At 33.0% G+C, this 15,901-nt stretch carries 7 protein-coding genes; all 7 read left to right on the top strand.

Annotation, left to right across the window (positions count from 1 at the left end):
* The first annotated feature begins 7 nt into the window (after window positions 1-7).
* The 7 genes from G7058_RS01735 to G7058_RS01705 all read left to right on the top strand — a co-directional run bounded on the left by G7058_RS01735 (window position 8) and on the right by G7058_RS01705 (window position 15,887).
* Window positions 8-1,015 carry a hypothetical protein gene (locus tag G7058_RS01735; protein WP_166061922.1) on the top strand — a complete coding sequence of 336 codons (1,008 nt, stop codon included), beginning with the start codon at window positions 8-10 and terminating at the stop codon, window positions 1,013-1,015.
* 1 nt (window position 1,016) lies between these two features.
* Window positions 1,017-6,287, top strand: a complete 5,271-nt coding sequence (locus G7058_RS01730; RefSeq protein WP_166061921.1) for a DEAD/DEAH box helicase — start codon at window positions 1,017-1,019, stop codon at window positions 6,285-6,287.
* A 187-nt stretch (window positions 6,288-6,474) separates the two neighbouring features.
* The gene (locus G7058_RS01725; RefSeq protein ID WP_166061920.1) at window positions 6,475-8,193 is read left to right on the top strand and encodes an N-6 DNA methylase; all 1,719 of its coding nucleotides are present in this window, start codon (window positions 6,475-6,477) and stop codon (window positions 8,191-8,193) included.
* Window positions 8,193-8,726 (top strand): hypothetical protein, encoded by a 534-nt coding sequence (locus tag G7058_RS01720; RefSeq protein ID WP_166061919.1) that lies wholly within the window; start codon window positions 8,193-8,195, stop codon window positions 8,724-8,726. Before G7058_RS01725 ends, G7058_RS01720 begins: the two co-directional genes overlap by 1 nt.
* A 281-nt stretch (window positions 8,727-9,007) precedes the next feature.
* A complete protein-coding gene (locus G7058_RS01715; protein WP_166061918.1) occupies window positions 9,008-11,581 on the top strand; it encodes a type I restriction-modification system subunit M in 2,574 nt (857 codons plus the stop codon).
* Window positions 11,574-12,815 carry a restriction endonuclease subunit S gene (locus G7058_RS01710; protein ID WP_166061917.1) on the top strand — a complete coding sequence of 414 codons (1,242 nt, stop codon included), beginning with the start codon at window positions 11,574-11,576 and terminating at the stop codon, window positions 12,813-12,815. The genes G7058_RS01715 and G7058_RS01710 overlap by 8 nt, the downstream gene beginning before the upstream one ends.
* Before the next feature lie 15 nt (window positions 12,816-12,830).
* On the top strand, window positions 12,831-15,887 hold the full coding sequence (locus G7058_RS01705) for a type I restriction endonuclease subunit R (RefSeq protein ID WP_166061916.1): 3,057 nt from the start codon (window positions 12,831-12,833) through the stop codon (window positions 15,885-15,887).
* Window positions 15,888-15,901: the final 14 nt, after the last annotated feature.

Genomic DNA, 15,901 nt, shown 5'->3' with positions numbered 1-15,901 from the left:
GTTTAATTTGTATCAACAATTAATTGAAGATATATCTTACGATTTAAATATTAGAAAATATTCTACAGAATCGCCTGAAGAGTTTCATTCAAGAATAGTATATTCAGCCGTCTCAGTATGGATGAAATATATATTGCTGGACCATATGATTCATGAAAATGAGGCTGAAATAAAGTCCAAGAATTATCATTATCGAAGAACTTCTGAAATTTTAGATGAATATATCAATCTGTTTCCAAGTGTATCATATTGGATGTATCCAGATAAGAATATTGATCCGATACATATAATAAGGAATCGTCTTATTGCAGCTAGTGAAATAAATGAAGTTGATTTAGATGGGAATATTACACTGGCTAGGAAAAAAATAATTCCATTAGATAAAAATGTTAGTCGACTAATTGAAATATCTACTCCGAACACTGAGTTTAAATATGTGGGTCTTACAAAAATTATTAAAGCAATAAACAAATCTCAGTCAACTTTACAAATAGAAAACTCTTTAGAATTAGTTAATGAGTTTAAGAAGCCATCTTATTATACTAAAATACTAAAGTTAGATTTTAAATATGAAGTATTTAATGTACACAAAAACAACAAATATGAAAAAAACTGGATTTCAAATGGCCGTTTGGATTCCGAGATTCATTTACTAAGAAAAGAAACAAAACAGGTGAATTATTGGGACTATTTATTACTTTTAAAACGAGCAGATAATTTCTATCAATATCCAATACACGAAGAGTTAATTAAACAAGGTTTTCACTATAGACTGATTTCAGGTTTAAGACAGCTTAATGAGAACCCACTAGCAGCTGAATATAAAATAGTTCATGATATTGTTGAACTAAACTTGGAATATAATTTACCAAGGTATGAAGAGTCATTTCTCACGACATACGCATGGCCAAAAAATCATATATTAGATAGTTGGTCTTTTATCGTTCCGTTGGAATTATGGGATATAGTAGCGAGAACAATTCAAATGTTAGGTTATAAATTGGAGGAAACTTAGTATGAATCAATATACAATTCAGAATACACATACAAGACTGAAAGAACGTTTATTTAAATACATTGAAACAGAATATTTAGGAAGAAATGACGCACTAAGAAATGAAATAAAAAAAGATTTAGAAGAACAAGAAGTACTATGGCAAGAACCTTTTATAGAAGCAAATCCATCTTACCTTATCCATGAAAATGGGTTAACACAAAATGAGAATATACCTCAGAATGTAAAAGATATACTTGGTAAACTTATCGATAACCAATTAGGCGTATATAATACTCCGTATAAACACCAAGTAGACGCTGTCGAGAATTTCTATAATGGAAAAGATTTACTTGTGGCGACAGGAACAGGTTCAGGTAAAACAGAATGTTTTACTTGGCCAATGGTTACAAAATTGATTAATGAAGCTCAATCCTCACCAAAATCTTGGCGTAAACGTGGTATTCGTGCAATTATGCTCTATCCAATGAACGCGTTAGTAGCTGATCAAATGAGTCGATTAAGAAATATGATTGGTGATGAAGACGGTGTGTTTTACGATTTATTTAATAAAATAACAGATGGTGAAAGAATTCCGCAATTTGGGATGTATACAGGTAGAACGCCGTATCCAGGAAAAAGTGATAAAATTAAAAATACCAATTTAGCCAATACTTTGAGAAAAGATTTATTAGGTAAAGATGAAGAGGTTAAGAAACAATTAATTGAAATGGGGAAATATCCAGCCAAATATAATCTTGAAGCTTTCATAGAGAATATCGAAGATGGCAAACATATTACGGATGAACGTGATGCCGAGATGGTCACACGTTTAGAGATGCAAGAAAATACACCAGATATTCTTATCACAAACTATTCAATGCTAGAGTATATGTTGATGCGTATAGAAGAGAGTAGCTTCTGGGACAATACTAAAATGTGGCTAGAAGAAGAATCAGAAAACAAATTACTTTTTATTATAGATGAAGCTCATATGTATAAGGGTGCACCTGGAGGAGAAGTTGCTCTTTTAATTAGACGTTTAATGCACCGTTTAAATCTAGATAGTGACAAGATACAATTTATTTTAACTAGTGCTAGTATTCCAGATAATCAAGAAGCTGTTAATCAATTTGCTTGCGACTTAACGGCTAGAAATACAGAAGATGAAACATTTAAAATTATTACTGGGGATGTCCGAAAGTTCAATAATAACGGGAAGATTACTGCGGATGCTGAAACACTTGCTAGTTTTTCTATTGATAGATTTCAAGGAGATGAGCAAGAAACGGCTGAAGCTATTGAAGAATTCGGTCATGTTATAGGATTAGATGTACAAAAATGTGACTTTTCGTCTCAAGAGTCAATACAAAATTGGCTTTATGATGAACTTCATGAGTTTGATCCACTGTTAAAAATTATCAACCATATTCAAGGTAATGCGCTGAAATTTACTAAATTAGCGCAAAAGATATTTCCGAATGTTAAAGTAGATACAGCAGAGAAAGCTACGAATGTTATCTTAGCGATAGCTCCTTTAGCGAAAAGTAAAGAAGGGCAAGTTTTATTTCCAACGAGACTGCACATGATGTTTAGAGGTTTACAAGGTATATTTGCTTGTGCTAATCCAAACTGTAGTCTAAAAGAAAAAGAAAGTAATTTACCTTTTGGTAAAGTTTATCTAAATAGACAAGATACTATTTGTGAATGTGGTGGAAAAATTTATGAATTAGTTAATCATCGTCGTTGTGGAGCAATTTATTTCAAGGCCTATATTAATAAACATAGTTTAGTCCATGATTTCTTCTGGAGTACAAAAGGAAGCTTATCAGAGGAAGAGTATCAAGATATTTATTTATATATTCCTTCGAATGGAATATTTAGACAAGGCAATAAGGACGATGAAAGTATATGGTTGAATATCATCACAGGAAAAGTTGAACGAAATGATATTTATACTAATAATCCAAATTATATTCGAGTTTTTTATAATCCACAAGGTGTTTACGGTGAAGAAAAAAATTGTCCAAATTGTAATGTACGAAGTAATTTAACTGATTTTAGTACGAAAGGAAATCAATCTTTCTACAATTTAGTATCAGAGCAATTAAAATTACAACCACAAACAATTTTTGAAAAAGAACAGCTAGAGCATAATCCAAATGGTGGAAGAAAAGTATTATTATTCTCAGATAGTAGACAAAGAGCCGCATCTTTAGCTAAAGAATTAACAAAAGCAGCAGATGAAGAAGCCCTACGAAAAGCTGTTGTTAAAGCTGCAGCTTTAGTTCAAGAATCAAAAGAAGATTATCAATCGATGGATTACTTATACATTAAATTCTTGGAAGTTGCTGCAGATAGTGAACTCCAATTTTTTTATGGAGATGAAGAAATCCAATTAAAAAATGAAATTGAGAAGTACAAAAATGAAATCAGTAAAATGGAGGAACCAGCAAATGAACGAAGAACTAGAAGAAGACGTTCGAGTAGGAGAGAAAATCATTCAAAAGATGAAAATTTAAAAAGAAGTTTCGATACGGAATCTCAAATGTTTTCCAAATATGTTTTAAGTTTCTTATCTAACCAATTTCGATCTTTAACGGATTTAGGTTTAGGATGGATCGAACCTTTTGAAGATAGGGATTTTTATAGACCTATCGATAAATACGAAGAAGACACTGGCAAAACAACTATTTTAGGAGAAGATATCTCTAAGGAATTATACTCAGCTTGGGCAAATCAGAAGATTGTAGATAATCTAGCATATAATCATGCCATAAGTAATGATGTCCATTCTTCATTGGAAAGAAGATTCAGTCGTCAAACAGGAATTACCGAAGATACTATTTTCAATAGAAATTTTACGAAGTTATTAAAAAATCTTCAGCTAACTAATGAAGAAATCGAGATACTGAAAGAAGCATTCATGACCACACTAGATACGAATAACAATCGTAGTGATAGTCATTTATTCATCAGGCCTGATATGGTATCACTCACTTATGAACCCGATCATGAATGGTATAAGTGTAGCGTATGTAATAAAGTGTTTCCTTTTTCAATTGAAGAGACTTGTTTACAGTGTTTTGCTGAAGACTCAACATTTATCATGAAAAAATCAGAGTACGAAGGGATTTCGTTCTATAGAGATCCAATTATTGAAGCGATTGAAAAAGATGATAAGACGGCTATGAGAAGAATTAATACAGAAGAACATACGGCACAATTATCCCACAAAGATCAAATGGATAATATGTGGTCTACAACAGAAGAGTATGAATTACTCTTTCAAGATGTACCAATTGAAGGAAAAGCGCCAGTAGATATTTTAAGCTGTACAACTACTATGGAAGTTGGAATTGATATAGGGTCCTTGACAGCTGTTGGTCTGAGAAATATCCCACCTATGAGAGAAAACTATCAGCAAAGAGCTGGACGAGCAGGTCGAAGAAGTAGCGCGATTTCAACAATTGTTACTTTTATAAATAATGGTCCGCATGACAATTATTACTTCTATAATCCAGAAAGAATCATTTCAGGTGAACCGAGAACTCCAGATATTGACGTAAATAATATCAAATTAATTCGAAGACATTTAAATGTAGTTCTTTTATCTAGTTATTTGAGAAGAGATTACATAGATGTGAATGCTGTTCGATTAGATACTTTCTTTAATGAATACTTTAATAATTTTACTAATTACTTATCTAAATTAAACTTAAGTGACTTAGACTATCACCGATTAATTCCTTATAAAGTTGAAATAAATTTTGAAGAAGTAAAAACGGAATTAGAAAATTGTTTGTTAAAAATTAAAGAAGACTTTGATAAAAACGAAATTAATTATATAAATGAAAGAGGTACGACCAAATCTTTATTAGATGTCATGTTAGAAGAAGCCTTATTCCCTAATTATTCATTTGCAAGAAATGTCATTGGGTTCACAGTAGAAAATTCTAAAGGTGAGAAAGTCGATCAAAGACCAGATAGGCCGATTGATGTGGCCATAAGTGAGTACGCACCCGGAAGAAAAATAGTTATAGATAAAAAGACATATGTTTCTGGAGGCGTTTATAACCACTACTCTAAAAGAAGAAATAGTAATTCTAAAACTCCAGCAAAAGATTATTTCGAAAATGCAAGCCACTTGAAAACTATTTACGTATGTTCCAATAGATATTGTAATTGGAATAGCAGTAAAGAGGAGTCAACTGAAATCTGTCCATTTTGTAAGACAGGAAATATTCAAGAGCAGTCGCTCCTTATACCATGGGGCTTTGCACCTAGAAATGGTAAAAATGAAAATGAGTTAAAAGTTACTGAGCAATATTCATATGCGAATACCCCTAGTTATTCAGCAGCTATTCGATCAGAAGATATGAATAATGAATCTTCGACTAAGTATTTAAGATATGGTCGATTAATCGATCAAAAATTAAATGTTATCAATATGGGACCAAGTAACGAAGGCTTTAGTATTTGTCGAAACTGTGGAGCAGCAGCACCATATGATGATAATGATGAGAATAATTCATACCTCAAACGTCCATACAGAGGCGAACATCAAAGCTGTAAACACTCTTACGAGCATGTGGTGATTGGTGCAGAATTCAATACGGATATGATTCTGTTAGAGATAGAACTAGATAACAGAAAAATTAATACCAATTTAAATGGTATGTGGTTAAGAAGCGCAGCTCAAACTCTAACAGAGGCAATGCAACTGGCAGCGACAGATATACTGGATACTGATTTTAATGATATCAATGGAGGATATAGGGTAAGGATTTCGAGAAATAAAACTTTTATTGATATTTATCTGTTTGATAGTCTATCATCGGGAGCTGGATATTGTTCAATGTTAGAGGACAAGATTAGTCAACTCATTAGAGCGACTTCTAATGTATTGAAATGCCCAAGTAATTGTGACACATCCTGTCACGATTGTTTAAATCATTTCGGAAATCAAAGAGTTCAGCAATTTTTAGACCGGAATCTTGGAAAACAGTTATTGGATTGGTGTCGAGAAGGTAAGTTAGCGACTGAATTATCTAGAAAAGAACAATCAAGATTATTATTACCTTTACAAGAATTATCAGAAAGTACTGATGCATTTACTATAAATGGAAATCAAGTAACTCATAAAGGCAAATCTCACAAAGTAATTGTTCAACCGGTTATGTGGAATGAAGGAATGAATACTTCAAATGATTCTATCATTTTATCGGATAAATTACTGACTGAAGCTTTACCTAAAGCATATGATAAAATTAAAAATGAGTTATATGTCTAATGATGATGATTAATTTCAAGAGCATTCAGATTAAATGAAGTATTAAAAGAACTGAAGGATAATTAACTTTCAGTTCTTTTTTTTACAATCTTTTAAAGTGATTATAAATAACCATTTACAAATATATGGTTCTGTTGTATGATTACCTCAAGTTAAATGATTATGAATAACCACAGGAGGTAATGACGTGAATTGCACAACATATAAAGAACTGAAAAACGTTAGCTACGAGAAGGAAGCTTTTGATATACTGAATCGTATAAGAGGGAACATTCAAGAAGAAACCTCTATCTTTCTACTCATACAGCTTAGTTATTTGGCATTAAATTATAAACCATTATCATCAAAAGAAGAGTTAATAGAATCTGTAGCTTCAGATTTTAATGACGAGTATACATTAAACCAACTCAAACGAGTGATTAAAAAAGTACCTTTTGAGATTATAGAACAGGTCTCAGATAACTATGATGAGAACACTTTAAAAGCAATTATTTTATTCAGCGAAGACAATGATATAAGAAGTAATTTATCTGGAACCCCTTTAGGTGTGACGAAACTAGTGAATGAATTATTAGAGGTTCAGTCGGATGATACAGTTTTAGATTTAGGATCGGGTATTGGTTCTTATTTACTGGAAACTAAAATGGAGACAGGAGCTGAGAAGGTTTGTGGAGTGGAAATTAATATTCAAATGAATATTATTTCAACCATTCGAGCAAAAGTAGCTCAATTCCCAATTCAATTAAAGTTAGGAAATATATTAAGTCAAGATTATAGATCTTTTAAAGCAACAAAAGTTTTTTCGAATCCTCCAGTAGGCGTTCGAGAACCTGGAATTGATGATACAATAAAAGATAATAATGCATTGACGGAATTGATTGATATTGAGGAGTATAATATATCAGCTGACTGGGCTTTCATTCTCAGTTCGTATGCGAATCAAAAGCCAGGGGGGAAAACAGCTGTACTCATGTATAATCAAGTCTTGTTTAGAGAGCAAGATCATGATATTCGTGAAAAAATTATTTCAGAAGGCTGGCTAGAAGCCATCATAGCTCTGCCGGAAAAACTATTTCCTTCTACCGCTATACCTTTTACGCTATTAATATTTAGTGAAAATAATGAAACGGTAAGAATGGTTGACGCGAGTGAGATTAGTACGAGAGATCAAAAGAAAAACATCTTAACGAATAAGAATATTCAAGAAATAGTGGCAGCATATAAACAAGAAAACGAAATAAGTAAGCATCTCACTTATGAAGACTTCGAAAAACAAGAATTCATCTTAACACCTATTCGTTATTTTGGTTTTATTCCAGATGCTAGTAAAATGACACCAATTGATGATCTAACTCGAAGCATTAACCGAGGCGCGATGATTAGTCGTAAAGAACTTGACACAATGACTACAACCAAAGAAACAGGTATAAAGTATTTAAAAATCCAAGATATTGAGAATGCTTCAATTAATAAAAATTTACCTAATTTAAAAAATGTAGACGAAAAATATCACAATTACTTTTTAGAAGAGGGAAATCTTGTGATATCCAAGTCTAGCCCGTATAAAATTGCGAGGGTCGAAAATTCTAAGAACACTAAGATTTTAGCAACAGGTAATTTATATTATATTGAGATAGATGAGGATAAAGTCAATCCAACATTTATTGAGATGTATTTAAAGAGTGACGAGGGTCAAGCGCAATTAGAACGATTATCTACTGGTTCAGTCATTGAGACAATCAGTATTAAAAATTTAAAAACCATCTTAATTCCAAATCTCTCAAGAGAAGAACAAGATACTTTAGTAAAGGAGTATCTAGAATACGAAGAACAACTTGATTTATTAGACAGACAAAAAGAAATCATCTCTCAAAGAAGAAAAGAATTAATTGAGAAGGTATTATAATGAAAATATCACATAATGAATTTTATGAGGTACTAACACAAGCTGCTTTTCAACTGCAACGAAACTTAAAAGATGCTTATGACAATGACTATCTTGAAGGGTATCTAAGTGAAATTGGAATGTCTGATTTACTCCCGGCGAAAGAAGAATCATTTTATGAAACATTTCCTGATGGGAAGATAGTTATTATTGGGGATTCTTCGGTTAAAACCAATGATATCTATGGAATTTTCAAAAGCTATGGGCTTTCAATAGATCGAGTGGAATTGGTATTGGATTATAATGAGGCTGAAAAATATCAGTATAAAAAGATGCATTATAATCCGAACTATCGACTAGTCTTATTTGGACCAGTCCCTCATTCGACAAAGGGAAATTGTGGTGCGAGTAGTATTTTATCGAAAATGGAAAATGAAGAAGGTTATCCAAAAGTCGTTCGTTTAACCAATAGTCACAATAAATTAAAAATTACGAAAACGAATTTGAAAATGGCTTTACAAAAAGAAATTGCTCAAGAATATATAGAAATTTAAAAATTGAAAGAGGTTATGATTTTGCAAACTGTTGACCGTTTTGATCAAACAAATATTAATGTCCAAGAAAATTCTAATTTAATTTGGAATATTGCTGACAACATACTTCTGACTAGAGATAATGTTTTAGAAAGATGATCTACGAAAATAATGTAGATAAGATAATTAAAAACAATGAATATACAACGATAATAAGACAACAATGTGGAAAAAAATCGGTTGGCAGTTGTTTCAAAAATAACTAAAAATAGATAGTTACTATATACGAGGAGAAATTAATAATGATAACTTCAGAAGAAATTAAAAGTCGTTTATGGGATGGCGCAAATGAATTACGTGGTTCAATGGATGCGAGTCGCTATAAAGACTATATGCTTGGATTAATGTTTTACAAATTTTTAAGTGATAAAACTCTTAATACGTTTAAAGAAAGTTCACAGTTAGGCAACGATATAAGCGAAAGAGAATTGGTTAAGGCCTATAAAGAAGCTCATGATGCTTATGGTGATGCATTAAATAATACGATTCAAAGTTTACTTGGTTATTATGTATTACCAGAATACTTATATCAAACTTGGTTAATGGATATAAATAATGGAGAATTTGAAGTACAGAAGGTAACAGACAGTCTACATAACTTTGAGCGTACTATTGTTATAGAAGAAGGCGCAGATGATTTTAAAGGCTTATTTTCTAGCTCAACAATCGATTTGACCGATACAGCTTTAGGAAGTAATTTAAATGAACGTAGTCGAAATATTCAGAGTTTAATTCTACTATTTGCGGACTTAAACATGGTTGCCTTACAAAAAGGCGATATCTTAGGTGATGCTTATGAATATCTAATTGGACAGTTTGCGATGGAATCTGGTGCGAAAGCTGGAGAATTCTATACGCCAAAGCAAGTAAGTGAGGTAATGGCTCGAATCGTTGCTAAATCTTCAGATGTTCGCTCGATTTATGATCCAACAGTTGGTTCTGGATCCTTACTTTTAACAGTTGCTAAACATTTAGATACACATGAACAGAGAAATCTTTCCTACTATGGACAGGAAAAAAATACCGCAACTTATAACTTAACACGAATGAACTTACTGCTTCATGGAGTTCGTCCTGAAAAAATGATGATTAAAAATGGGGATACCTTGGCTGAGGATTGGCCAGAAGATCCAGAACGACCAAATGAGGGAGTTCAATTCGACGCAGTAGTCATGAATCCACCATATTCTGTAAAAGGGTGGAATCGTTTTGACTTAACAGTGAGTGATCCGCGTTTTGAAGTTGCTGGAGTACTTCCACCACCAAGTCGAGGAGATTTCGCTTTCTTACTTCATGGACTTTTCCACTTAGGGCAAGAAGGAACGATGGCGATTGTTTTACCACATGGTGTATTATTCCGTGGAGGTGCAGAAGGAGCAATCCGTCAGCGCCTATTAGAGAAAAATTACATTGATACGATTATTGGCATGCCATCAAGCTTGTTTACCAATACAGGTATTCCAGTAACCGTTATGATCTTAAAGAAAAATCGAGCACTAGATGAACCTGTTTTAATGATTGATGCATCAAAAAACTTTATTAAAGTAGGAAAACAAAATGTCTTAGAAGAAAAAGACATCGCAAAGATTGTAGATACGTACACTTCAAGGGAAACAATAGATGGATATAGTTATAATGTCTCAAGAGAAGAAATCCTTGAGAATGAGTACAATCTAAATATCCCACGCTATGTAGTGCAACCAGATGAAGAAATACCGCATGATGTGGATGCACATTTATACGGTGGAATTCCAAAAGAAAACATAGTAAACCTTCATGTACTAAACGAAATTGCACCGACTATTTTAAGAAATGCTTTAGAAGAGATTCGACCAAATTACTATGAGTTAAATCAAGAAATAGATGAACTAACTGAAAGTGTTTTAAATAGTAAAGAAATGAAAGAAAAAGCAACGGAAATGACTGAGCGAATTAATGCTTATATCAACCATTACTGGCCAATCATAAGGCAAGTAGATGACCCAGCAGAGGTTCGTCCATTAATGGACGAAATGTTAGCAGAAATTAAAGAGATACTTACCAACTTTAAGCATTTAAATGTTTATGATGGTTATCAGTTAGTCGCTGAACTATGGGAAAATTATCTGACAGAAGATGTAGAAAAAATATCAGCAGGTGACTTCTATGAACTAGGTCGCTCAAGAGAACCAAATATCGTGACTAAAGGAACGGGTAAAAACAAACGTGAAGAACAAGAAGGTTGGGTTGGAACGCTAGTACCAACTGAATTAATTCGCAACAAACTCTATGCAGAAGAGGCGAAACTGATTGAAGAAATTGAAGCAGAAATTGGTGAAGTTGAATCAGCACTTGATGAGCTAGTTGAATCAGCCCAAGTGGAAGATTCTGTTGAGAATGAAATTCTTGGTGAATCATTAAACGAAAGCAAGAATTCATTTACTGTTGGAAACATTCGCAAAGAAATTAAGAACTATGAAGAAAATACTGAGGAATATCAATTAGTTCAAAGAGTACTAGACCTCTTATCTAAACGTACAGAAATTACTCGAACTAGACGAGAGAAAACACAAGCACTCGATGAGAAACTGCAAAACCGTATTTTGGACCTAACGGATCAAGAGATTGATCAACTAGTGTATAAAAAATGGTTTGGTGACTTAGTAGAAAATATGACTCGTTTAATTGAGGTGCCGTTGAAAGAAGAGTTAGATACCTTAAAAGAACTCAATGAAAGATATAAAGATACTTTAGATGACTTAGAAGTTGAATACAAAGACCTTGAAGCCAGCTTTAAAGAAATGGCCGATCAATTGGTGGTGACAGCTAATGAATAAAGAAAAATTGATACCGAGATTAAGATTTAAAAGTTTTTTAAAAAACTTAGATTGGAAATATACAAAATTAGGGGAAGTTGCTGATATTGTAGGGGGTGGAACTCCTAGTACTCAAGTTGAAAAATACTGGAACGGGGATATAAACTGGTTTTCACCAACAGAAATTGGTGAGACATCATACTTAAATAGTAGTGAAAGAAAAATTACAAAGTTAGGACTTAAAAAAAGTTCAGCTAAAATATTACCGATAGGAACTGTTTTATTTACTTCTCGTGCTGGAATAGGAAAAACAGCTATTCTAGAAAAAGAAAGTACTACTAATCAAGGGTTTCAATCAATCGTCCCTAAGAAGAATATATTGAATTCATATTTTATATATTCCAGAAGTGAAGAAATAAAAAACTATGCTGAAATAGTTGGAGCTGGATCAACATTTGTTGAAGTTTCAGGGAAACAATTGGAAAAAATGATGCTACTAATTCCTGAATTAAAAGAACAACAAAAAATAGGAAGTTTCTTTGAAAAAATCGATAAAATGATTCAATTGCAACAATCGAAAGTAAACAAAGTAAAAAATATCAAAGCTGCTTATCTTTCGGAGATGTTTCCAAAAGAAGGAGAAAAATATCCGAAAAGACGGTTTGAAGGATTTCAAGGAGTTTGGAGAAAAATAAGATTAGAACAAGTACTTAATCAAAGTGGATCTGGTGGAACTCCAAGAACAACAAGAGAAGATTATTATGGTGGAGATATTCCATTTTTAGGTATTTCTGATATTACAAATTCAAATGGATATATATTTAATACAGAAAAAACAATTACTGTTAATGGGCTAAATAATTCAGCAGCTTGGATTGTACCAAAAGAATCCATTTCGTTGGCTATGTATGCATCAGTTGGGAAAGTAGCAATATTAAAAATAAAAAGTGCGACATCACAAGCTTTTTATAACATGGTTATAAAAACTCAACCAACAAGGGATTATATATTTCAATATTTAGTGAAAATGGAAGAAGAAAATATGTGGGATAGAATAATATCAACTGGAACACAAGCTAATTTAAATGCTGAAAAAGTCAGAAATTTAATCATACCAATACCGATAGATATTGATGAACAAGAAAAAATTGGTAGTTTTTTTAAAAACTTAGACAATCAAATCTACATCGAAGAAGAGAAACTAACTAAGTTAGAGAAGTTAAAACAAGCTTACTTAAATGATATGTTTGTTTAGAAAGGAGGAAATTGTATGCAACAAAAAACGTCATCTGAACAAGTTTTTCAAGATCGCTTTATTCGTGAATTAGAAAAATATAAATGGAGAGCACCGGATCATTTAGATGGAAATAAACAACGTGTAACGGTCAATCATTTAATTGAAAATTGGCGTCATGAACTGAATCGAATGAATGCCGATCAATTAGAAGGAGTTCCTTTAAGTGATGCTGAGTTTGAACAAGTACTGGCAAAGGTAAAACAAATTGATAATAGTTTTGAAGCAGCCAAACTCTTAGCGATGGAAGGCTCAACTGGAAAAATTGATGGAATTTACAGAGATGATCATCCAGGTATTACTCGCCAACAAATTACGTTAACGATTTTTAAAAAGTCTCAAGTCCGCGGGGGTGACTCAAGCTACCAAATTGCTCGCGAAGTGGAAAGTGAGAACGGGAATCGCTTTGACGTTGTCTTGTTAATTAATGGTTTACCGTTAATTAACATTGAACAAAAGCGAACAGATAAATCTTTAGATGAAGCTTTTGGACAATTTAAACGCTACTATCGAGATGGAGAATTTGTCAATAATTTCATGGCGTTTTCTCAAATGATGGTTATTATGTCTGAGGTAGCCACACGATACTTTGCGACTCCAAAATCAATTAATGACTTTAATAAAAGTTTTGTTTTTCAGTGGGCAGATGCTGACAATAATCCAATCAATGATTGGCAGAAAGTGATTGAACGCTTTTTAATGATTCCAATGGCTCATCAGTTAGTTGGAGATTATTTAATTATTGATGAAGCAGAAGATGAAGAGAATCGTAGACACATGATAATGCGTCCCTATCAAGTATATGCTTTACAAGCAGTTGAACGCGCTGCCTTAGGATGGGGTGAAGACGGAATTCGCCATGGAGGATATGTTTGGCATACAACAGGTTCCGGAAAAACGATTACAAGTTTTAAAACAGCTTTATTCTTATCTACTCGTGGTGGCTTTGATAAAGTAGTTTTCTTAGTCGACCGTCGTTCACTAGATGCAGCTACAAGTGCAAACTTTAAAGCGTATGCTGCTTATGAATCTGTAACGGTTGATGACACTACGCATACATATCATCTAAGAAAGAAATTGCTTTCTAAACAACGTGGAATTATTGTGACGACAACTTTTAAACTGGATTCTTTAGTGAAAGATTTAAAAGAGAATGAGAATTATAGTCTAGCCGATAAAAAGATTGTATTTATCATTGATGAGGCACATCGAACCACCATGGGTAAAATGATGGTGAATATTAAGAGTTACTTTAAGAAAAATGGACTTTTCTATGGTTTCACTGGAACGCCATTATTTGATGAGAATAAATCAACTGGAATGATTAATGTACATAGTGAGGTCATTGACACTACTGAAAAACTTTTCGGTCCAGAATTGCATAGTTATACGATTGACCAAGCCATTCGGGATGGGAATGTTTTAGGTTTTCATGTGGATTACATTAATACAGGAGAGTTCGAAGATTATTCTAGTTTAAGAGAAGATTTAGCGGATAAAATTTTAAATAATAAACCCGAACTTGGAGAAAGAGCAATTGAGCGAGAGTTACTTAGCAAATCAAATGCAGAAATTGAGCAAATGGCTATAAAAGAACAATTATTATCTTACCATGATGAAACACATATTCCGCGAGTAGTGGAAGAAATTCTTTCTAATTGGGAATCCCAATCGCAAGAAAAATTCTTTAATGCCATTTTGACTGTTGCTTATAAGGATCGAGTTATTGCTTACCATAATGAATTTAAAAAAGCATTAGCTAAGATGGGCTACGATTTAAATGTTGCGATGACTTTTAGCTTTGGAAATGAAAATGACCCTGACGGTATTTCACCTGATGTGATCAGTGAAATGTTTAAAGACTATGGTAAATTTACCGGTATTGAGTTTCGCGTAGAAGATGGCGATAGTTATTTCAAAGATTTAGTGGTCCGATCGACTCGTGGAGGTAGTGGTCGCAATCCGCGAAATATTGATTTAATTATTGTAGCAGATCAATTACTAACAGGCTATGATTCAAGGTATGTGAATACTTTATATGTAGATCGATCACTAGAGCTTCAAGGTTTAATTCAAGCTTATTCAAGAACCAATCGAGTACAAGGTCCTATGAAAGAGTTTGGAACGATAATTAATTACAAATATCCTGCTATAACAGAAGAGCAAGTCAATAGTGCACTTACACTGTATGGTTCTGGTGGAACGAGTAGTCTAGCAATTGTTGAACATTATGAGGTTGCTGTTCATAAATTTAAAGAGGCCGTTGAATGGATGGAAGAAGTACTTCCTGATCCAACAAATTGGGCAGATTTAGAAACAAATAAAGAACATTTGGATAATTTCATTGAATCATTCACGCATGCAAATCAACAGTTAAATACTGTTCAACAGTATTACGAATATGAATGGAATGATACAGAATTTGGTATAAATGAGCATCAGTGGATGAAATATATTGGTGCTTATAAAAACTTAAAGCCCGAAGAAGATGACACTGTAATCTTACCAGTTCAGCCCTTAGTTGGTCGAGCTAAATTGTCAGGTACACAAGTCATTGATGCAGATCATATTTTAGGTTTGATTGGGGACCGAGTGAGCCATCAAGATGGAATCCAGACAGTCGATACCGAAACTTTGCGCATTATCCACCAGCAAATCCAAGAATTAAGTGATATGGGTGAAGATGATCAGGCAAAATTATTAAAAGAATTTGTGGATACTGAATTAGTAACTGGAAATTTATCTAGTAATTCACGTTTTGACGATTTGTTTGAGGAATGGAAAGAGAATAAAGCTCAGCGAGAAATTAATGAATTTGCGAAAGATTGGGGACTAGATGCAGACTTACTAGCTGAATCTGTTAAAGAATATTCGTTAAATAAAAAAGAAGTTATTCCTTATATTGAGGACTTACAGCGAAGTATAAACTACATAGAAGCACGAGAACCAGAAGGTAGTCCATTGATACACACTATGGAGCTTATACAGACATTGCCAGAATATATGGTAGAGATAAAGAAAAAATATGAATAGACGATAAATTATTA

The organism is Jeotgalibaca porci (assembly GCF_011299095.1).
GTDB lineage: Bacteria > Bacillota > Bacilli > Lactobacillales > Aerococcaceae > Jeotgalibaca > Jeotgalibaca porci.
This window is presented reverse-complemented; position numbering and strand designations above follow the sequence as displayed.